The 20,109-nt window shown below is 47.3% G+C and carries 17 protein-coding genes; 3 read left to right on the forward strand and 14 right to left on the reverse strand.

Annotated features, from left to right (window positions below; translation table 11 throughout):
- Positions 1-142: 142 nt before the first annotated feature.
- The 4 genes from A4U59_RS06165 to fdhD form a co-directional block, all read right to left on the reverse strand.
- Positions 143-841: a formate dehydrogenase subunit gamma gene (locus A4U59_RS06165; RefSeq protein WP_083270687.1), complete on the reverse strand. Its 699-nt coding sequence runs from the start codon at positions 839-841 to the stop codon at positions 143-145.
- Positions 834-1,661 (reverse strand): 4Fe-4S dicluster domain-containing protein, encoded by an 828-nt coding sequence (locus A4U59_RS06170; RefSeq protein WP_070120285.1) that lies wholly within the window; start codon positions 1,659-1,661, stop codon positions 834-836. The genes A4U59_RS06165 and A4U59_RS06170 overlap by 8 nt, the downstream gene beginning before the upstream one ends.
- Positions 1,661-4,639: a formate dehydrogenase-N subunit alpha gene (gene fdnG / locus A4U59_RS06175; protein WP_083270688.1), complete on the reverse strand. Its 2,979-nt coding sequence runs from the start codon at positions 4,637-4,639 to the stop codon at positions 1,661-1,663. Before fdnG ends, A4U59_RS06170 begins: the two co-directional genes overlap by 1 nt.
- A 94-nt stretch (positions 4,640-4,733) precedes the next feature.
- Positions 4,734-5,486, reverse strand: a complete 753-nt coding sequence (gene fdhD, locus A4U59_RS06185) for a formate dehydrogenase accessory sulfurtransferase FdhD (protein WP_070120291.1) — start codon at positions 5,484-5,486, stop codon at positions 4,734-4,736.
- Positions 5,487-6,170: 684 nt separating this feature from the next.
- Between fdhD and A4U59_RS06190 the strand changes: the two genes are divergently transcribed.
- Positions 6,171-6,401: a hypothetical protein gene (locus A4U59_RS06190; protein WP_070120292.1), complete on the forward strand. Its 231-nt coding sequence runs from the start codon at positions 6,171-6,173 to the stop codon at positions 6,399-6,401.
- 28 nt (positions 6,402-6,429) lie between these two features.
- Here the strand turns inward: A4U59_RS06190 and fadH are convergent, their stop codons facing one another.
- From fadH to A4U59_RS06240, 10 genes are all read right to left on the reverse strand, one after another.
- Positions 6,430-7,200, reverse strand: a complete 771-nt coding sequence (fadH, locus tag A4U59_RS06195) for a 2,4-dienoyl-CoA reductase (RefSeq protein WP_070120293.1) — start codon at positions 7,198-7,200, stop codon at positions 6,430-6,432.
- A 640-nt stretch (positions 7,201-7,840) separates the two neighbouring features.
- Complete coding sequence (gene argF / locus A4U59_RS06200) at positions 7,841-8,779, reverse strand: ornithine carbamoyltransferase (protein WP_070120335.1); 939 nt, start codon at positions 8,777-8,779, stop codon at positions 7,841-7,843.
- Between the two features lie 99 nt (positions 8,780-8,878).
- On the reverse strand, positions 8,879-10,036 hold the full coding sequence (locus A4U59_RS06205) for an acetylornithine transaminase (protein WP_070120295.1): 1,158 nt from the start codon (positions 10,034-10,036) through the stop codon (positions 8,879-8,881).
- Positions 10,037-10,047: 11 nt separating this feature from the next.
- A complete protein-coding gene (gene argB / locus A4U59_RS06210) occupies positions 10,048-10,833 on the reverse strand; it encodes an acetylglutamate kinase (protein ID WP_070120297.1) in 786 nt (261 codons plus the stop codon).
- A gap of 17 nt (positions 10,834-10,850) precedes the next feature.
- Positions 10,851-12,077, reverse strand: a complete 1,227-nt coding sequence (gene argJ, locus A4U59_RS06215) for a bifunctional ornithine acetyltransferase/N-acetylglutamate synthase (protein WP_070120336.1) — start codon at positions 12,075-12,077, stop codon at positions 10,851-10,853.
- 23 nt (positions 12,078-12,100) lie between these two features.
- The gene (gene argC / locus A4U59_RS06220; protein WP_070120298.1) at positions 12,101-13,135 is read right to left on the reverse strand and encodes an N-acetyl-gamma-glutamyl-phosphate reductase; all 1,035 of its coding nucleotides are present in this window, start codon (positions 13,133-13,135) and stop codon (positions 12,101-12,103) included.
- Positions 13,136-13,461: 326 nt separating this feature from the next.
- On the reverse strand, positions 13,462-15,315 hold the full coding sequence (locus A4U59_RS06225) for an SLC13 family permease (RefSeq protein WP_070120300.1): 1,854 nt from the start codon (positions 15,313-15,315) through the stop codon (positions 13,462-13,464).
- A gap of 720 nt (positions 15,316-16,035) precedes the next feature.
- A complete protein-coding gene (locus A4U59_RS06230) occupies positions 16,036-18,162 on the reverse strand; it encodes a sensor domain-containing protein (protein WP_083270689.1) in 2,127 nt (708 codons plus the stop codon).
- Between the two features lie 170 nt (positions 18,163-18,332).
- A complete protein-coding gene (gene crcB / locus A4U59_RS06235) occupies positions 18,333-18,689 on the reverse strand; it encodes a fluoride efflux transporter CrcB (protein WP_070120301.1) in 357 nt (118 codons plus the stop codon).
- Positions 18,689-19,084, reverse strand: a complete 396-nt coding sequence (locus A4U59_RS06240) for a fluoride efflux transporter FluC (RefSeq protein WP_070120303.1) — start codon at positions 19,082-19,084, stop codon at positions 18,689-18,691. The genes crcB and A4U59_RS06240 overlap by 1 nt, the downstream gene beginning before the upstream one ends.
- Before the next feature lie 153 nt (positions 19,085-19,237).
- Here A4U59_RS06240 and A4U59_RS06245 point away from each other — a divergent pair, with 153 nt between their 5' ends.
- Positions 19,238-19,564, forward strand: coding sequence for an HPr family phosphocarrier protein (locus tag A4U59_RS06245; RefSeq protein ID WP_070120305.1), 327 nt, complete (start codon positions 19,238-19,240; stop codon positions 19,562-19,564).
- Positions 19,533-19,697 carry a Fur-regulated basic protein FbpA gene (locus tag A4U59_RS22550; RefSeq protein WP_083270690.1) on the forward strand — a complete coding sequence of 55 codons (165 nt, stop codon included), beginning with the start codon at positions 19,533-19,535 and terminating at the stop codon, positions 19,695-19,697. Before A4U59_RS06245 ends, A4U59_RS22550 begins: the two co-directional genes overlap by 32 nt.
- Positions 19,698-20,109: the final 412 nt, after the last annotated feature.

A 20,109-nucleotide genomic window follows, 5' to 3' on the forward strand; every position in this document is an offset into this window, starting at 1 on the left:
TGCCCGTATCTGTGTACGGTGTCATATGTTAGGAACAAATTGTTATTCGATTGATCGATCCCTATATGCTGTAGCATAATTCCGGGAACGGAATCGTTATTGCTTGATTTAAAAGTGGTATTCTTCTTAAGGCTGCAGTTGTTTATGCACCTTTTTTCCCTTTTTTATCAGGTTTAACCTTTCCTTCTTTCACAAGCTCATCGTACCATTTTCCATGGTGATCCTTGGCGTATTCCACATCAACATCACCTTTGATCACACCGCGCATGGACGCCCTTGAGCCGGGATGGCCGACACTGAGGTAAACATGTCCGACAACTACGGCAATGGCAAGGCCGAATCCTACATTGTGGAGGAAGTAACCCCATTGTACAAGTGCCTGCGGGAATACGTCCGGAAACCACATTGTGAAACCTGAAAAGATGATGATGACCGCTGTAATAATTTGCAGCCAGGAGTTCACTTTTTCTCCGGCATTGAAAAAGCCCTGCTTCGGCACTTTGCCTTTCTTACCGAAAAATTCTTTCACGAATGGACCGAAGAATTTAATATCTTCTTTCCGCCACGTTATGATTTCCTTGATCCACCGGAAAAATCCTTTTGGATCAAACACGAGCCAGATGAATGTCGGCAGCAAGAAGATGACTGCAAAGACACGGTGCAAAAGACGCGCATTTTCTGGCCCTCCAAATACCGGATAAAGCCAATCAAAAAATTCCGTATACATCGGCAGCGCTGTGAGATACAGTGCAAAAAACGCGACTGCATTGACCCAGTGGGCCCAGATAAAGGCTTTCGAAAAACGTTTGACTGTTTTGACAGGCGTTTGCGTTTTACTCATTGCCTTCACCTCCATCACTGGAATGATCTTCTTTATCTTTATTGAACAAGTGGTTAGAAATGTAACCGCCGATGACTGCCATTGTTGTGGCACCGAGCATCGCTTTGCCAAGAGGCTGTGCATAGTCTTTCCAGAGTACAGCTGATGTCGGTACTTTCGGATTTTCCGGCAGGTCGTAAACAGACGGCTTATCAGCCAGAACGTACACAGTGTGAGTGCCGCCTACACCAGATGGATTGTAAAGGGTGGCATTCGGGAAGCGGTCCTTCACTTCTTTCACGCGCTTTTCCGCTTTTGATACCATTTCCTCACGATCGCCGAACTCGATGGCGCCGGTATGGCAAACCGTCGCACAGGCAGGTGCCATCCCTTCGTCAAGGCGGTCGGTGCAAAGTGTGCATTTCTGTGCTTTCCGGTACTCTTTTCCGTTGTCGTCTTTATAATCTGCCAGAGAAATGACGCCAAACGGGCAGTTTTGTTCACAGTATCCGCAGCCGACACACGTATCAGCATCTATGACAACAGACCCGTGATCTGTATAACTGATTGCAGCTTCCGGGCAAACCTTCTGGCATGCCGCATCGGTACAGTGCAAGCAGGCTGAGTGGCGGAACAGCCACTCCATGTTGCCTTTGCTGTTTTCGTGCTCTGTGAATGTCAGGTTATTCCACGTATGCGCAGTAACGCTTTTGTGGGACTGATAGCTGCCTCCGAAATCCTGCGGCTCAGCCGGCAGGTCATTCCAGTTTTTACATGCCACCATACAGGCGCGGCAGCCGTCACATTTGGTGACATCGACCAATTTTGTATACTGTCCCATTAGTCAGCCCTCCTTACGTTACAGAGGAATGCCTTGTACTCAGGGATCATCGTGTTGGCATCACCGATGTGCGGTGTCAGGCGGTTCGCCGTGCCTCCTGTAACAAATCCTTTATAGCCGAAATGCCACGGCATACCGACCTGGTGGATTTTTTCGCCTCTTACCGTATATGGCTTGAAGCGCTTGGTAACCATCGCAAAGGCTTCAATTTCACCGCGCGCGGAGCTGATCATGATTTTATCTTTATTTTTGATTCCTTTTTCTTTAGCGAGTTCTTCACTCATTTCCACATACATATGCGGCATGAGTTCAGACAGCCATTCCTGGTTACGCGTCATTGCGCCTGATTGCCAGTGTTCCGTCACACGGTAAGTTGTCGCGACAATCGGGAAGTCTTTCTTTGCGCCTTTAGGGTTGTGCTTTCCTGTCCAAATCTTGATTGTCGGATTGATTTCTTGACTTGAAAATGCATTAGGCACAGGACTTTCAAATGGTTCGTAATGCTCTGGGTACGGACCGTCGGCAGGAGCTTTGGAAAAGATGCTGCCTACTCCGTCAGGAAGCATAATGAATGGATCTTTGCCACCTGGATCTGTTGGCGCCTTTGTTTTTCCGAAGTCAGGTACGTCATGACCTGTCCATTCTTTTTTAGCCGGGTCCCACCAGATGTTTTCTTTATCCTTGGCCCACGGCTTTCCATTAAGATCCGCAGAAGCCCGGTTGTAAAGGATACGGCGGTTGACAGGCCATGCAAATGACCAGTTCAGGAAATTCCCCATGCCGGTGTCTTTGTTGTCACGGCGCTTGGAAAGGTTCTTGCCTTCTTCTGGATAGAAACCGCTGTAGATCCAGTTTCCGCTGCATGTTGATCCATCATCAGCCAGTTTGGTGAAGTTTTGCACCAACTTTCCGGTATTCGTGTCATAGCCGTTGATTTCCCTTGAAACAAGGTCAATATCCGGATGTTCACCGTGTCCATAGTTCCAATGTAGGGCCTGGACAGGTTTATCCGCCGGCGTGCTTCCGCCTTTATACAGTTCTTTCAGACGGAGGGCAAGCATATTGATGACTTCAAGATCCGCCTTGGAATCGCCTTTTGGTTCGATCGCTTTCCAGCGGTATTGCATCCAGCGCCCGCTGTTGGAAACGGTCCCTTCTTTTTCATAAGAAGCTGCGGCAGGAAGCAGAAATACTTCCGTTTTAATTTTGCTTGGATCGCTGCCCGCTTCTTTTTGCCAGAAGGCGGCTGTTTCTGTTTCCCAAAGATCGGCAGCAACGAGCCAATCAAGGTTCGCCATTGCTTCCTTCTCTTTACCTGCATTTGGTCCGCCGACTACCGGATTGGTTCCAAATGCGAACATCCCTTTTATCTGGTTGGCGTACATCGCCTCAAACAGGGAAATGTGAGAATAGTTTTTATTTCCTTTAGCCAGGTACTGGTAACCGAATTCATTTTCTTTTGTCCCGTTCGGTCCATAGAACGCTTTAAGAAGACTCACCATGAATTTCGGTTTGTTGCTCCAGTAACCGCTGGCCGGCGTTTCTTTTTCAAGATATTTTTCAAGCGTGCTGTGCTCCGGAATTGCTGTCGGTGTTCCAATATATCCCGGCAAAATGTGATATAGCAGGGCAAAGTCAGTTGACCCCTGTACATTGGACTCTCCGCGGAGTGCGTTTACACCGCCGCCAGGACGCCCGATGTTTCCAAGAAGAAGCTGAAGCATCGCATAGCTGCGGACATTCTGCGTGCCGACTGTATGCTGGGTTGTTCCCATCGCATACATGATGGTGCCCGTTTTCTCAACGGCACCTGTTGAACAGAACTGCTCCGCCACTTTCAGGAAATCTTCTTTCGGCATTCCTACAACGTTTGCGACAGTATCAGCATCATATCTTGAATAATGCTTTTTGATGACCTGGAAAACGGTGCGAGGATTCTCAAGTGTATAATCTTTTTTGATATTCCCTTCTTCATCCTGCTGGAAAGACCAAGTACTCTTGTCGTATTTCCGCTCCGCTTCCTCATAGCCTGTGAATAATCCATCATCATAACCGAAGCCTTCATCAAGAAGGAAGGCGGCATTCGTATAATGGGCTACATATTCTTTATGGATAAGATTGTTTTCAATTGCGTAATTGATCATACCGCCGATAAAAGCAATGTCCGTCCCTGAACGCAACGGCGCATATAAATCGGCCTGTGACGATGTTCGGGTGAAACGCGGGTCAACCGAAATGATTTTCGCTCCGCGTTCTCTTGCTTTTAACAGCCATCTGAAACTGATCGGATGATTTTCAGCCGGGTTGGCGCCGATGATCATCGCCACATCCGTATGCTGTAAATCATTCCAGTGATTCGTCATTGCTCCACGTCCAAATGAAGGTGCCAGACCGGCAACCGTAGAGCTGTGTCATATTCGTGCCTGGTGCTCAATATAGGTGAGACCAAGCCCTCTCATCAGTTTCACAAGCATGTATGCTTCTTCATTATCAAGCGCTGCTCCGCCAAGGCAGGCAATGCCTTCCGTTTTATTGACGGTCATACCGCCCTCTTTCGGAATGAAGGTGGCATCACGTGTTTCTTTAACCCGCTTTGCGATTGTGTCAAGCATCCAGCCCCAGTCTTTTTCTTCCCATTTATCGCTTCCTGGAGCACGGTAAAGCGGTTTGGTCAGCCTTTTTTCTGATGTGTAAAGCTGGCGAATCGTTGTCCCTTTACTGCAGAGTTTCCCTTCATTGATCGGATGATCTGGATCTCCTTCTGTATAAACGACATCATTGTCCTTTGTATGGACCAGTATGCCGCACCCCACTGCACAGTATGGACAAATGGTTGGTGTAACAGTTGATTCAGCGATTTTCAATTCTCTAGTCTTTGCGTGGGCCTCATTTTCATTGAATCCCAATTCCACTACGGCCAACGTCGCTGCTGTAGCACCAGACAATTTCAAAAACTGCCTGCGTGACAATTCAACCATTTTCTCATCTCCTTCCCTAAAGCAAATATCCCCATTTTTTAATCTGTTCAAGTTGTTCTTTGAAGCTTTTTTGTCGCGAATCCCCCCTCTCAAATCAGCCTCCAGCGGCTTTTTCGCTGACATCATTGAGCACTCTGCCGGATGAAGTATAAACAGTCGCCATTTTTCCCCGTAAGTATCCGACGAGCTCGATGTTCAAAAACCTTGCAAGTTCGACTGCCTGTTTTGTGGCAGCCGTCCTTGAACCGATGATGCCGATGCCGAAGCGGGCTGATTTGGAAAGCATTTCGTACGAAATCCTTCCTGTAGTAAGCAAGATGAGTTCTTCTGGATTAAGCCCGTTCAACAATGCATGGCCAAGGATTTTATCAACGGCATTATGCCGGCCGATATCTTCCCGGACAGTGATGGTGCCGTCCGGTAATATGATGCAAGCGCCATGCATTCCACCCGATGACAGATACATTGGTGATGCCTGTGCAAATTCGTGTCTTTTTTTCAGCAAATAGGAAATGGATGCAGCTCTTTTCGAATTTACTTTGTTGAATTTCTTTACATCCGTCATCGAAAAGAACGTCATGCCTTTCCCACAGCCGGCGGTATAGTGTTTTTTCTTGTTTCCGAAAGCGCTTTTATTAAATCGCGCCACTTCCGCCAACACGGTATTTCTTGATTCATCTATCGAAAGCCTTTGCAGGTCATCGGGTCCCTCTATGATTCCTTCAGCATATAAGTAGCCCGCCGCCCAATCTTTCAAGTCGGCTTTACTAAGCTGATAGGTGGCCAATTCCTCGCCATTCACGTAGAGTGTGATCGGGTATTCTTCAGGTGTCAGTGAACGAATCATTTTCCGCACCCCCTCATTCCAATAATTGTGACTTATGTCACAAAAAACCCCTTATGGGTATGATTCACTAAAAATATAGCACGGGGGAATTTCCCAGTCAGGCTTTTCATCTTTTTTTCACAAAGTGTTCACTTTAGTTAAGTGAATTGTTAAGAAAATGTTCAAAAATTGCAGCCTGCATCCTACCCGATCAAATCAACAGCCTATACCAAATAAGAAAAGCGCAAGGCGCCCGCTTAGCGGCGTACGCATAAGCGGGGGTACCCGCAGGGAGGCGCTCTTTCCTCCCGGAGGGGATCACCGCTTATGACGATAGCCGCTGGCGCCTGGAGCTGGACATTCGAAAAGCGCAAGGCGCCCGCTTAGCGGCGTACACATAAGCGGGGGTACCCGCAGGAAGGCGGATTTTCCTTCCGGAGGGGACCACCGCTTATGACGATAGCCGCTGGCGCCTGGAGCTGGACATTCGAAAAGCGCAAGGCGCCCGCTTAGCGGCGTACGCATAAGCGGGGGTACCCGCAGGGAGGCGCTCTTTCCTCCCGGAGGGGATCACCGCTTATGACGATAGCCGCTGGCGCCTGGAGCTGGACATTCGAAAAGCGCAAGGCGCCCGCTTAGCGGCGTACGCATAAGCGGGGGTACCCGCAGGGAGGCGCTCTTTCCTCCCGGAGGGGATCACCGCTTATGACGATAGCCGCTGGCGCCTGGAGCTGGACACTAATCTTACTTGAAAAACTTATGCTTTCTTACCATATAAAAAACTCGCCGATCGGCGAGCCTTCAGGCAATGACAGAGGCGAAGCTGCCCTTATCTATATTCTTAAAAACCGGCCGCTGCGCCGAAGTTTTTTCTTGAGGGAAATTTCTATTTTCCTATACGATAAAAAAGCCCCGGTATTATATAACCGGGACTAGCATAATGAAACTGGATGACAATTTGCAATCAGAAACTGAACGGGAACGGATTCAGTGCTTGTCCGCCGTCCATGGTGATGCATTCCCCGTTGATGTAAGAGGCTTTTTCAGACAACAGGAATGAAGCGAGTCCGGCAATTTCTTCCGGCGTTCCCAGGCGGTGGAGGGGTACGCTTTTCAACATGGTTTCGGCAGCTTTCTCATCCTGGACAAGCCTTTCAGCTCCACCTGTCCGTTCGATGGGACCCGGGGCAATGGCGTTCGCCCGTATCCCATATTTATGGCCCCATTCGACTGCAAGCGTCCGGGTCATTGCAAGCACTCCGGCCTTTGCGCTCGCGGAATGAATGACACCTGCCCCTGCAGTCCAGGCATAGGTCGCAACCATATTGAGTATGCTTCCTTTTATCCCTTCTTCAATCCAGTACTTTCCAACTGCTGAACTGCAATAAAATGTGCCGTTGAGCACGATATCAATGACAGCCTTCCACCCGTTCACTGATAAGTCTTCTGCATGGACGAGAAAGTTGCCAGCTGCATTATTGACCAGAGCATCAATCCGGCCGAAAGCATCAAGTGTTTCTTTCACCATCCGGTCTGCGTCTTCAGGTTCACGAACATCCATCTGGACAGTCAGGACTGTTCCTTCCTTTTGCTCAATTTCGTTTTTGGCTTCCTCCAGCCTTTCCGCATTTCTTCCGGTAATGGCGACAAATGCTCCTTCCTCCGCAAACTGTTTCGCCATCGCCTTTCCCATCCCGCTGGATCCTCCTGTGATAATTACTACTTTACCTTTCATCGCAATCTCTCCCTCGCAAAAAAATGAATCACTATTCATAATTCTATCATTACTCAAGGGTATTGTCGCACTATTTCAAAAATTAATTTCTTTTCTTACAGATTGCTTAAACCTTATTGGTGAGTTGTAGCCTCGTTTTCGTCGGATGTGTCTTCCGTGGACAAGGTCTCAATACTTTTCCGAGGCCTTGCGGACAAGCCTCCTCCCCCGCCCGCTCACTGACTGCAGGCTCTTGTCCCGTCTGTGTTCCCGCAAGAGTGTCATCATTCCCCGTGGCTATTTGAACAACCCGATAGTCAGAGTCCGCTGAAAATTAATCTCACATTGCAAATCTTTCCTTAGGGATGGTTGTCTGATTTCTGTTATGTTTCCATGTAAAGAAAACTCGCCCATAGGCGAGCTTTTAGGAGAAGACAGGGACGCAGCCGCCCTTATCTATATTCTAATAATTTGGCAACTGAGCCGAAACGCTTTCTTGCTGGCAATTTATACTCCTATACGAAAAAGAGGTTGGGACATAACTAAATAAGTCACGCTTAGAGACGAACAATATCTATTCAACGTAATACTATTTACTAATAATCAGTTAAGCTGAAATACTTATGTCCCTGCCTCCATGTTTTGTTCTGTTATCCGCTGTCTACTTGTTCATGAGGTCAATTAATACCGCTTTCTGGGCATGAAGGCGGTTGCCGGCTTGCTGAAATACGGCGGAATGAGGGCTGTCAATCACATCTGCGGCCACCTCTTCGCCTCTATGTGCGGGCAGGCAATGTAAAAAAGTGAAGTCATCTTTTGCATGAACAACCAGCTCTTTGTTAACCTGGTAATCATAAAAAGCGGCTTTTCTTTTTAACTCCTCTCCTTCAGATCCCATGCTGGTCCATACGTCACTGTAAATCACATCAGCACCTTTTACTGCCGAAACCTGATCATGAATGATTTCAAGGCGTGACCCTGCAGCTTCAGCCACCTGTTTTGCCTTTTCGATGAATTTTGCCTGAGGCTCGTATCCTGCAGGACAGGCTATTGTCACATCCATCCCGACTTTGGCACCTGCTATCATCAGTGAATTTGCTACATTGTTGCCGTCTCCCACGTAAACAAGTTTATTGCCCGCCAGCCTTCCTTTTATTTCTTTAATCGTCATCAAGTCAGCCAGGGCCTGGCAAGGATGGAATTCATTTGTCAATCCGTTAATGACCGGTACAGAGGCGTGTTTTGCGAGTGTTTCCACAGTGGCCTGATCGTTGGCTCGGATCATAATTCCGTCAACGTATTCTGACAGCACCTTTGCAGTATCTTCAACCGTTTCCCCTCTTCCCATCTGCAGATCGGTTCTGCTCAAAAAGATGGCATTGCCGCCGAGCTGAAGCATGCCTGCCTCGAACGAGACACGCGTTCTTGTAGACGGCTTTTCAAAAATCATTCCAAGGATTTTCCCGGCAAGTGGCTGATCAGGGTGTATTTTCTGTTTTTTCAATTGGATTGCGGTCTCCACATAATGATGGATTTCACCCTTCGTATAATGAAGAAGCGTCAGCATATCTTTCGGTTTCACTGTTGTTCTTTCAATCATTTGGCTTGCAGCAAATTGCATGGCCGTTCACCATCCTTTTGTATAATTATTTTATTTATTGTATTTTTATTCATAACAGCCGAAAAACTTGCAGCCCTATTAGTGGGCTGCGAGTTTTTCTGATGTAATGACTTCAGCTAAGGCTGCAACGGCCTGGTCAATCTCTTCCCATGAAACAGTAAGCGGCGGAAGAAGCCTGATGACAGACGGACCGGCCGGAACGGCGAGCAGCCCTCTTTCCTGTAAATCTGATATGATCGGGGCTGCTTCTTCATCAAGAACAATGCCGGCCATCAAGCCTATTCCCCGGATGCCTTTGATTCTGTCGTTATCAGCCGCCAGCCTTTCCAAGCTGGATTGCAAGTATGCTCCTTTTTCTTCCGTTTCTGCTAAGAAAGCCTCCTGATTGATGACTTCGAGCGTGGCCCTTGCTGCAGCTGCTGCGAGCGGGTTACCGCCGAACGTCGTACCATGGCTTCCCGGTCCGAAGCTTTCAGCCAATTTTTCTTTTCCGATCACCGCTCCTACAGGAAAACCGCTGCCAAGCCCTTTGGCCGCGGTGATAATATCCGGCGAAAGCCCCTCATGCTGAAAAGCGAACATTTTTCCGGTTCGTCCTATGCCAGTCTGCACTTCATCGATAATGAGCAGCGCACCGTTTTCCCGGCACAGCCGCTCCGCTTCCTGCAAAAACGTTTTCTCAGCCGGAATTACGCCGCCCTCACCTTGAACGACTTCAAGCATGACTGCCGCTGTCTCGCTGTCCACCGCCTTTTCAAGGGGTTCTATGTCGTTAAATTTGCTGTATACGAATTCAGGCACAAGCGGACCGAATCCTTCATGAATCTTTGCCTGCCCTGTCGCTGACATCGCGCCGATTGTCCTTCCATGAAAGGATTGGAGGAATGTGACAATCTTCTTCCGGCCGGTATACTTCCTCGCCAGCTTGATCGCTGCTTCGTTTGCTTCAGCGCCGCTGTTACAGAAAAACACCTTGCCGCCGCCGGCCGCTTTGCTCAGAAGCCGGGCTGCTTCCTCCTGTTGCCTGATCGTAAATAAATTGGATACGTGCCAGACCCTGTCAAGCTGGTCTTCAAGCGCTTTTTGGACTGCAGGATGGCGGTGGCCAAGATTGCAAACACCGATTCCGGATATGAAATCGAGATATTCATTCCCATTTTTATCTGTCACCTTCGTCCCTTCGGCCGAAACCACTTCGATATCCCATCGTTTATATGTCGGAAATAAATAATCCATAAACTCCTCCTTTACACTGCGCCTGCTTTTCCCGTTTTTGTTATAGCTGTTCCGATTATCGTCCCGGTCCCCGGCTCGGAAAAAGAGTCGACACCGACAATTTTGACTTCTTTCAAGTTCCGTTCCAGGACTGCGAGCGCCGCCTTTACTTTCGGCAGCATTCCGCCATGAATCGTCCCATCAGCGATATACCCGTTCACTTCCTCATGGGTTAAGGAAGGTATCAGTTCTTCTTCTTTTAAAATGCCCGGCACATTTGTGACAAACAGGATTGATTCAGCACCGAGCGCTTCTGCAACCGCTCCTGCAGCTGTATCTGCGTTAATATTGAAACGGCTTCCGTTTTCATCAAGGCCGATCGGTGCGATCACCGGAATGACATCCAGATCAATCAGCTTTTCGATCAAATCGGTCCGGACGGATTTGACACTGCCTACAAACCCCAGTTTATCAGGATCGATTGCCTGCGCTTTGATAAGGCCGCCGTCACATCCAGAGAGTCCGATCGCCTGGATTCCAAGACCCTGGAACTTGTTGACAATCCGCTTATTCACCCGGCCGGCAAGAATCATCTCGACTACATCCATCACTTCAGCGGTCGTCTTGCGAAGGCCGTCGATGAATTCAGATTGCACATTGAATGCTTTCAATGCTTTCTTGATTTCCGGCCCGCCGCCGTGGACTATGACCGGTTGTTTTCCATCCTGCTTCAACTTGCTGATTTTTTGATAAAACTGATCTGTCAATTCATCAAGCGTACTCCCGCCGCATTTAATGACAACGCAATCTTTTTGCACAGATTATCCGCCTTCCTTTATGTGCGATAGCTCGCATTTATCTTCACATAATCATAAGTCAAATCGCATCCCCACGCTTTGGCTCCGGCCTTGCCGACGTTCAGGTTCACACTGATCTCCACTGTTTCGTTTTTCAGATATTCAGACACGCCGGCTTCCGAAAACGGAACAGGACTGCTTTTTTCAAGAACACTATACGGTCCGATATAAATATCGACAAGCTCCGGGTCCACGAGAACATCAGCATGCCCTATTGCACCGATAATTCTTCCCCAGTTAGCATCCGCTCCGTAAACGGCAGTTTTCACCAGACTGGAACCGACCACTTTTTTCGCCACGACACCTGCCTCTTCTTCCGTCTGCGCACCATGCACATTCACTTCAATCAGCCTTGTGGCACCTTCTCCATCCCTGGCAATCATCTTGGAAAGGTCCTGGCAAACCAGTTTGAAGCCTTCCATGAAATTCGGCCAATCGGGATGCGTTTCATCAAGCGTTTCATTTCCAGCCATGCCATTTGCCATGGCAACCACCATATCGTTTGTCGAGGTTTCACCGTCAACTGTGATGCGATTGTATGTTTTGTCTGTCGCTGTGCGCAAAGCCGAATTGAGAGCACCCGGATCAATCTTCGCGTCTGTCGTCATAAATGCAAGCATGGTCCCCATGTTCGGGTGAATCATCCCCGAACCTTTCGCTGCCCCGGCAATCGTCACTTCAGCCGAGCCGACTTTCACCTTGTAGCACGCTTCTTTCGTTGTCAGGTCGGTTGTTAAAATCGCTTCGGCAAAGTCCTTTGCATTCTTATTTCCCGCTGCCGGTTTCAATCGTTTCATATTCTTTTCAATTTTTTCGATTGGGAGCCGCTCGCCGATCACTCCGGTTGATGCCACTGCCACCCGATGCTCAGGAATGGAATAATGACTGGCGCACAGCTTTCTCATCCTGTATGCGTTTTCCAGTCCTTCTTTTCCTGTACAGGCGTTTGCGTTGGCGCTGTTCACCAACACAGCCTGCAGCTTCCCATCCGCCGCAAGGCTCTCCCTAGTCACTGATAGCGGGGCAGCCTGAAAATGGCTTTTCGTATATACAGCAGCACTTTCAGCCGGAACTTCACTGATGATCACGCCAAGGTCTTTCCGCTTATATTTCAAGCCGGCGTGAATCCCTGCTGCTGTGAATCCTGCAGGGCTGGTGATGCTTCCATTCTCAACTTTTATCGGACGTTCAGTCGTTAATGTGATCAAACTATTTCTCCCTCCATTTTTTATGGATAAACCGGCACTTGTTTCAATCCGGTTTTTTCATCAAATCCGAAACGTACGTTCATATTATGGACAGCCTGCCCAGCTGCACCTTTTACAAGATTGTCAATGGCCGATACGATTGTGGTTCTGCCGGTGCGGGGATCGACAGAGAACCCGATGTCACAAAAATTGGAGCCGCGGACTTCCTTTGTCGCGGGCACATCTTCTGGGTCACGTATTCGTACAAACGGTTCACCGGCATATTCATCCATGTATATGCCTGACACATCCTTTTCAGTCAGGCCTTTGTTCAACTCGACATATATGGTAGAAAGAATCCCCCTGACCATCGGCACCAGGTGGGTCGTAAACGAAATCGGGCCTGTACTGCCGTCCCATTTGGAAAGCTGCTGCTCAATTTCAGGAATATGCTGATGCCGGTTCACTTTGTACGCTTTAAAGTTCTCGCTCATTTCCCCGAAATGGGCAGTCAATGATGTGCCGCGACCCGCACCCGATACGCCCGATTTTGCATCGACGATGATACGGCGGGGATCTATCAGCCCGTTTTTCAGGAGCGGGCCAAGCGCCAGTAATACAGCCGTCGGGTAACACCCGGGATTCGCTATCAAATTTGCCGACCGGACATTCTCTTTCTCCCACTCAGTCAAACCATACACTGCTTCATCCAGGAATGCGGAATCAGGTGCAGGCTTGTTGTACCATTTTTCATAGTCTGCAGAGTTCTTGATGCGGAAATCTCCAGAAAGGTCAATCACGGTAAGTCCTTCCTGTATAAGCTGAGGTGTCAGTTTGGCGGAAACACCGGATGGCGTTGCTAAAAAGACGACATCCGCTTCGATCTTTTGAGGTTCAATCTTTTGCAGGACAGGATTCATCCCGGATCCAGCAAGGTGTGGAAAGAGTCCAGAAAGGGATTCTCCCGCTTTAGATGATGAGTAGACTGTAATATTGCTGACATGGTCGTGGTCGTTCAATAATCGGATAAGCTCTGCGCCCCCGTAGCCGGTGGCACCTATGATTGCCGCTTTCATCGTTCCCCTCCCAGATTATTTCTTCAATTATAAGTGTGAATAAAAATAAAATCAATTGTATATTTAATCTTTTTTTGATTTTTTAACCCACTCCTTGATCCCTTATAAAAAAGAAAAAAGATAAGCTTTTTACTCCATTCCGGTAAAAGCTTATCTTCAAAATATAAACCTATTATACATAACTGAAAATTCTAAATCAACGCGAATTTTCTGGTAATGGAAATGAGATACAATCATTTACAGGGTTTTCAGCCATTCTCGGCTGCTTTTCCTTTAAATATCTCTATCTATATAACTGATTATCATACATGCCGCAAATTTACCGATCAAAACGGATAAACGACCGGTATCAAGATAAGCATGATGAATGCCAGTATGATCTGCAGCGGAACGCCTGCTCTGGCAAAGTCACTGAATTTGTAACTTCCCGCAGTCATGACAAGCGCATTAGGAGGAGAAGCCATCGGCGTTGAAAAAGCCATACTCGCCGACACAGCAACGGCAATGAGCAAAGGGTATGGGCTTACACCCATTTGTTCCGCCGCGGTTACGGCAATCGGCGCAAAGATGACTGCAGTTGCCGTATTGCTGATGAATTGACTTAACAGCATTGTTACGAAATAGAAACCGGCCATTACGGCATAAGCCCCAAACGAACCGAGCAAATCGAGCATGCCGTCTGAAATAAACTTCACTCCTCCTGTCTTTTCGAGCGCAGTTGCCATCGGCAACATACCTCCGAGTAAGATGACTGTTTCCCAGTTTATGCTGTTGTAGGCTTCTTTAGTCGTCCGCAGGCTGCCGCTTGCCGCCATCAGCATCGCAGCGATCAAGACGGCGGTCACTGTCTCAACGATTCCAAATGTCATAAGGATCAGCATCAAAAGCATGATGGCTCCGGCCACCGGCGCTTTAGACGTTATCGGCTCTTTGCCGGCCTGTTCATCCGGACGACCGACAACGACAAGATCTGCAGATGTTTTGGCAAGCAGCCCGATACTTTTCCAGCTTCCCTGAACAAGCAGTGCATCCCCATTTTGAAGTTTTGCTGCATCAACGCCGGAGTGAATATACTTCTCTCCTCTTTTCACCGAAAGGATATTAAGGTTATACCGGTCCCTGAATTCAAGTTCACTAATCGTACGGCCGACAAAAAACGACTGCGGCGCAATAAGCATTTCACTGATTCCGACATCACTCGAAATAAGTTCATCGACAAGCAATTCTTCTGTTTCGGGAAGTTCCGACAGGTCAAAATCTGCCGCAAAGCGTTCAGCATTCTGATGAGAACCGAACAATAGGAGCTGATCTCCCTCCTGAATGCGGAGCTCGGCCCTTCCCACTTCCGGTTCGTCATTTCTTACCAGTGACTTCAGCATCTTTCCTTTACGATTTACTTCCAGAATAGTAAGCCCGTACTCTTTCCCGGCATTGATTTCAGAAATGGCCCTGTCGGCCAGTGGAGAATTTGCCGGAACTTCTAACTCGTGAAGCCTTTCGGTCAAATTATAGAGTCCGGCGAGGGTCTGCGGCGTCCGTTCGGACATCTCTGTTCCAGCAGCAGATGATTCACTTCCGAAAAGCCATTTGCGAAACAGCAAAATATAAATAATGCCAACAGCAAGGCCGACCAACCCGACCGGTGCCAGTGAAAAAAAGGTAAGTGGGTCATAGCCGCTTTCCCGAAGTGTATCACTGATTACAAGGTTTGGCGGAGTTCCAATCAATGTCCAAACCCCGCCAAGACTGCTTGCGTAAGCAAGCGGTATCAAAAGCTTTGAAGGATTAAGGCCAATTTCGCCTGACAACGTCATGATGACAGGGAGTAAAACTGCCACAGTTCCGGTATTGCTGATGAACCCGCTGAACATCCCGACAAGGCCCATCATGAGAATCAGCAGCTTGACTTCACTCCCTCCGGATAATTTAAGAATACGCGTGCCGATCATTTGAGCAAGTCCTGTTCTCAAAATTCCTGCCCCTACCACAAACAAGCCGGCTATCATCACAACCACCGGATTGGCAAAACCCGCCAGCGCTTCCTCAGCGTCTATAATTCCGAACAGCAGCAGGGCAAGCAGTGAGCCCAATGCCACAAGATCAATCCGGAATTTTCCTGTCAAAAACATTGCTGTCACAATACCTAAAATAATAAATGTCATCGTCATATCATCCGGCATTTAATCACTCCTCGTCCAGCATAGCGCATTTCCATAATAGCATTTGCACAAATATTGATATGCACCAAAAATAAAACGCTCTCTTCCGGTCCTTATTTTTTGTATTTCCGGAATCAAGGATCGTGACACCCGATTTACGGCATATGTATTTTTTTACAAAACTGTTTTCGCAAACATTGGTGCTAATTTGAAAAGAAGAAGCGTTTTGCACTGCAGGTACTCATTTTCGGAAGTTACACAGGAGGCGGCGTCTCCAAGAAGAGTTTCAATTTAATTATTCTACCTATACTCCTGGTGCCTCACCTGTCCACTGCCTCTGAGAGTTCTGCCAACGTCCAATAAACCTGTTATTTTGAACAGCGTAAGACGCTGGCAAGTATACGAATAGCAGCAGGATATACCCTATGCTTGCCGCTTATTCTTCCCAGAGGGGATCAAAGCAGCTATCGCTCGGAGCTGTATGACTCAGCTATATCCAAAATATGTTATCCGGCACTTTGGTGAAACCAACAATCATTAAAAAAAAACTTCAGGACAAATGCGCAAGACGTCCGCTTAGCGGCGTACGCATAAGCGGGGTTCCCGCTCTTTCCTACCGGAGGGGATCACCGTTTATGACGATAGCCGCCGGCGCCTGGAGCTGGACGATTCCCTCCTGGCTTTAAATCCACAACACTTACATTTTATAATTTCCTTAACAGCAAAAAAGGAGAAGGCACATCACTCACCCTCTCCCACAGCTTCTTTTTTCATTAAAAACGATGCGGCCAAATTGCCCGGCAGTACCGGCTTGCTGTATAAGTAGCCCTGCACTCTTGTACACCCGAGCTGAAGCAGCATGTCTTTCTGCCCCTCCTGTTCCACACCTTCAGCGATGACACTTAGGCCAAGGCTCTTAGACATATGTATAATTGTTTCTGTAATTGCCGCATCTTTTTGTTCCTGTAAAATATCATGAATAAATGATTGGTCAATTTTAAGGACATCAATCGGAAATCGTTTCAAATGGCCGAGGGATGAGTATCCCTTGCCGAAATCATCAATTGCGATACCCACTCCGAGTTCCTTCAGCTGCTGAAGAATCGAAATTGTCTCTGCGGTATTCCGCATCGCCCCTTCAGTGATTTCAATTTCCAGGCAAGACGGCGGAAGATTATACTTTTGCAAAGAAGCGGCGATAATGTTTACGAGATCGGCCTGCTGGAATTGTTTAGCGGACAGATTCACAGCAATCCGAACAGGTTTGTAACCCTCAGAGAGCCATTCGCTATACTGCCGGCATACTTCTTCAAACACCCACATGCCAATCGGAATGATCAGTCCGGTTTCTTCCGCAAGCGGGATGAATTCACCGGGAGGAACTTTCCCATATTTCCCGCTTTCCCAGCGCAGCAATGCTTCTACCCCTATGATCGTACCTGTACGGACATCCAGCTGCGGCTGGTATTCGAGGTGAAAGTCACCCTTCTCCAGACCCTGTCTAAGTTCTGTTTCCATCATAAATGTGCGTGAGTTATTTTTCTCCATCGTATTATTATAAAAACGATAATGGCCTTTGCCATTTTCCTTAACGCGATACAGCGCATTATCCGCATTTTTTATGATGGTTTCTTCATCGCGCCCATCCTGTGGAAACATGCTGATGCCGATACTCACCGAAATGTAAAAATGCTGCCCTTTTATGATAAAAGGATCATAAAATGACGTTATAATCTCTTCAGCAAGCGAACTCGCCCTGTTTCTGTCGGTCTGTTCAAGCAGAATGATAAATTCATCTCCGCCCTGCCGGAATACGGAGATACCTTCATCTGAAAGGGCCTGTATGCGTTTGGATACTTCAACTAGCAGTTTATCACCATAGCTGTGCCCGAGTGCATCATTTAAGTATTTGAACCGGTCAATATCAAGATACATCACCGCCGCCTGCCCGTTAGTCCTGTCAGCTTTTGCAAAGGAGGCCTCCATTTGCAGGGAAAGTGAACTCCTGTTCGGAAGGCCCGTGAGACTGTCGTGGTAAGCCATGTATTCAATCATCCGTTTATTACGGTTTTGGTCGGTTACATCTTTCGCGATCACATATACACCTGTCACCCGCTCATCGACGAAGATAGGGGCTGTCTTCAATTGAATTTGCTTGACCGCCCCATCGAGATTTCTCATTTCCGAATTCGTTTCCTGGTTGCGCGCCTCTTTCATCGTTATGCTCAAGCTGTATTCAAACGGGGTCTTACATCTCTCAAACAGCAGGCTGCTGAACGGGATATTGAATAGAGTACCGGCAGAGAGGCCGGTCAATGTAACGGCAGCGGGATTGGCGCTTGTTATATTCCCATCCTGGTCGAGCGAGAAAACCGCGTCCATGTTATGGTCGAAAAGCGATTGGTACCTCTGTTTGTTGATGTTCAGCTGCTGCTTTTCCAAAACACTTTGCGTCACATCGCGCGTCACTGATACGACATACCTGCATTCATGGTCGGCATCCAAGATAGGCGTCAGTATGGATTCTCCATAAAAGATTCTTCCGTTTTCCATCTTCAGCAAATCCTGATAGGAATACGGCTCCCTCTTATTGACAACATGTTCATAGGCTTGCTGCAGCTGCCCGGCCGCCTCCTTAGACAGCACCTCATCAATGTACTTGCCTATTGCAGTTTCCGGAAGCCCGGCCACTTCACGGGCTTTGTCATTTACCTCAACATACCGAAAAAGAGGTCCTTCTTCGACCTTCATCAAAAAAACCAGATCTTTTACGGCATTAAAAATGGTCTGGTGTATGAATTGCTCGATCCGTTCGCTTTTAAGCAAACTGTTGAAATCTTCCTGAAGTGCATTTTTTATCCGGCTCATGTGCTTTCTCCCTGTTTAAGAAATCGTTTTCAAAAATAGCCAATTTTATCTATTATTGTATCATAAACGACGATATCCGACATGCCGCCAGTAAAAATTCCCTTTGTTCCAATGGGTATCGGAGCATCTTTTCACAGAAAACTCACATACGAAGCCGGCGCCAGGGGCGGCTATAGACCCAGGCCTATCCAGAACAGCAGAATGCTTCCTCCTGCGGATAATAGGATGTAAAGAAAACCAGATCCGTATTTTCCGCTGCGAAAAAGCTGCAGAGCTTCATTACTGAAAGTGGAAAAGGTTGTGAGAGCCCCGAAAAATCCGGTTGTAACAGATAGAAAGATAAATCCATCAGGACTGTTATCATATAATGACATAAATATGCCGAGACCGAACGAACCCGCCCAATTTGCAGCAATCATCGCAAAAGGAACCGGAGCCTTTTCCTGCACGTTTTTCAGCAACACGCCGATTGAAAGCCTGAGCAGCGCTCCGAAAAAGCCCCCTGTCATCACTGCGAGTATATTCATCAGCTCCCTCCTTCTGCTTCCCCAACGTTACGTTCGGCTGCCCGCTCCCCGGCAGCGTATCCGAAAAAAGCGGAAAATATCCCTGCTGCCAGGGATATTGAAATGTACAGAACAGCGGTGCCGGCGAATTCTCCCCCAAGGGAAACCGCTTCACCTGCAAAAGCGGACATCGTAGTAAAGCCTCCAAGCAATCCCGTACCTACACTGTTGTATATCCATCTATCCACATGTTTTTTCGATTTATAACCGATCAGGATTCCGAGCAGAAAACTCCCGAATACATTGGCAAGCAGCGTACCTGTCGGAAATCCGTCTCCATTGAAAATTATACTGAAGTAATATCGGCCAGCTGCACCAAGCGCCCCGCCAAGTCCTGTTCCAAAAATGTTCAACATACCCGTACACCTCTGCTCCCGTAACCAAATTGTAATATCACCATGAGTTTAACATCAAAATCACAGGGGTATTCAATGAACCATACACAGAAAACCAGCATTTCACACATAAATATCCTGCCAAAATATATACTCAACAAGGAGGACTTCATAATGATAGAAAAAACATTTGTTATCCATAAGCCGGTTTCAACTTCAGAAATTTATGATTTCATAAATACTGCACAGAATTCCGAAAGCCGGATTCAAGTTTTTTACAACCAGTCCGGCACTTCCCAGCAATATATTGATTTTACTACACTTCTTTTATCCCTTCAGGAAAACGATACAATTATCCTGACGGCAGACGGCCCTGATGCTGAAAAAACGGTCAATGACCTTCGTGACACTCTTTCATCTTCAATCCTGGAATCCGGCATTCTAGAGATCGCCCAAAACATCGCGAGCTATGAAGATAAGCAAGAAACCGCAGGACAGTAAACAGCATTACATTGACTATTGCCTTTCTGCCGGCATTTATAAACACGCGGATGGAAGGCAGCTTTATGAACTAACAACCAGGGAATTGAAAGAGATTTCAAAACTAAAACAAACAGCAGCCGTAAAAGGATAAGAAATAGAGTGGAAATGAGCAGACCAAATCATTATGTGATTTGGTCTTGTTTCGTATATCTGTGAATATGACATTTTTGTATAAAATAACCATCTAAGATAAAAGTGGAATAGCACTTCATGCGCCACTTGATTGGAGCGGAAGGGGCTCGACTCCTCGAAAATAAAAACCAATTTCTTCATGCGGTATCAAGATCCCGCTGCGTAAATCAACTCCTCGTTCTAAAATGCAACTTTTCGAACAGTCTATTATCCAGATTTATTCTATTAAATCTAGCTTCAGCTGAACAAGGCCAGCAAAAGCAAAACGCATGGATAGTGAATCCATACGTTTTTATAGGCGATTACTATATTATTTTGACTTGTTAATTCAACAGTTGCTTTTTCCAGTACCTGATCATGAATAACTCTGC

The organism is Bacillus marinisedimentorum (assembly GCF_001644195.2).
GTDB lineage: Bacteria > Bacillota > Bacilli > Bacillales > Bacillaceae_O > Bacillus_BL > Bacillus_BL marinisedimentorum.

What these genes read in the sequence shown, in the direction of transcription:
- fadH (WP_070120293.1), bottom strand. Translation starts at nt 7,200, where the DNA reads ATGAAAGGTAAAGTAGTAATTATCACAGGAGGATCCAGCGGGATGGGA.
- A4U59_RS06245 (WP_070120305.1), top strand. Translation starts at nt 19,238, where the DNA reads ATGATAGAAAAAACATTTGTTATCCATAAGCCGGTTTCAACTTCAGAA.
- argF (WP_070120335.1), bottom strand. Translation starts at nt 8,779, where the DNA reads ATGATTGAAAGAACAACAGTGAAACCGAAAGATATGCTGACGCTTCTT.
- A4U59_RS06240 (WP_070120303.1), bottom strand. Translation starts at nt 19,084, where the DNA reads ATGTTGAACATTTTTGGAACAGGACTTGGCGGGGCGCTTGGTGCAGCT.
- A4U59_RS06190 (WP_070120292.1), top strand. Translation starts at nt 6,171, where the DNA reads ATGACGATAGCCGCTGGCGCCTGGAGCTGGACACTAATCTTACTTGAA.
- argC (WP_070120298.1), bottom strand. Translation starts at nt 13,135, where the DNA reads ATGAAAGCGGCAATCATAGGTGCCACCGGCTACGGGGGCGCAGAGCTT.
- A4U59_RS06165 (WP_083270687.1), bottom strand. Translation starts at nt 841, where the DNA reads ATGAGTAAAACGCAAACGCCTGTCAAAACAGTCAAACGTTTTTCGAAA.
- A4U59_RS22550 (WP_083270690.1), top strand. Translation starts at nt 19,533, where the DNA reads ATGAAGATAAGCAAGAAACCGCAGGACAGTAAACAGCATTACATTGAC.
- A4U59_RS06230 (WP_083270689.1), bottom strand. Translation starts at nt 18,162, where the DNA reads ATGAGCCGGATAAAAAATGCACTTCAGGAAGATTTCAACAGTTTGCTT.
- fdhD (WP_070120291.1), bottom strand. Translation starts at nt 5,486, where the DNA reads ATGATTCGTTCACTGACACCTGAAGAATACCCGATCACACTCTACGTG.
- A4U59_RS06225 (WP_070120300.1), bottom strand. Translation starts at nt 15,315, where the DNA reads ATGCCGGATGATATGACGATGACATTTATTATTTTAGGTATTGTGACA.
- A4U59_RS06205 (WP_070120295.1), bottom strand. Translation starts at nt 10,036, where the DNA reads ATGGATTATTTATTTCCGACATATAAACGATGGGATATCGAAGTGGTT.
- crcB (WP_070120301.1), bottom strand. Translation starts at nt 18,689, where the DNA reads ATGAATATACTCGCAGTGATGACAGGGGGCTTTTTCGGAGCGCTGCTC.
- A4U59_RS06170 (WP_070120285.1), bottom strand. Translation starts at nt 1,661, where the DNA reads ATGGGACAGTATACAAAATTGGTCGATGTCACCAAATGTGACGGCTGC.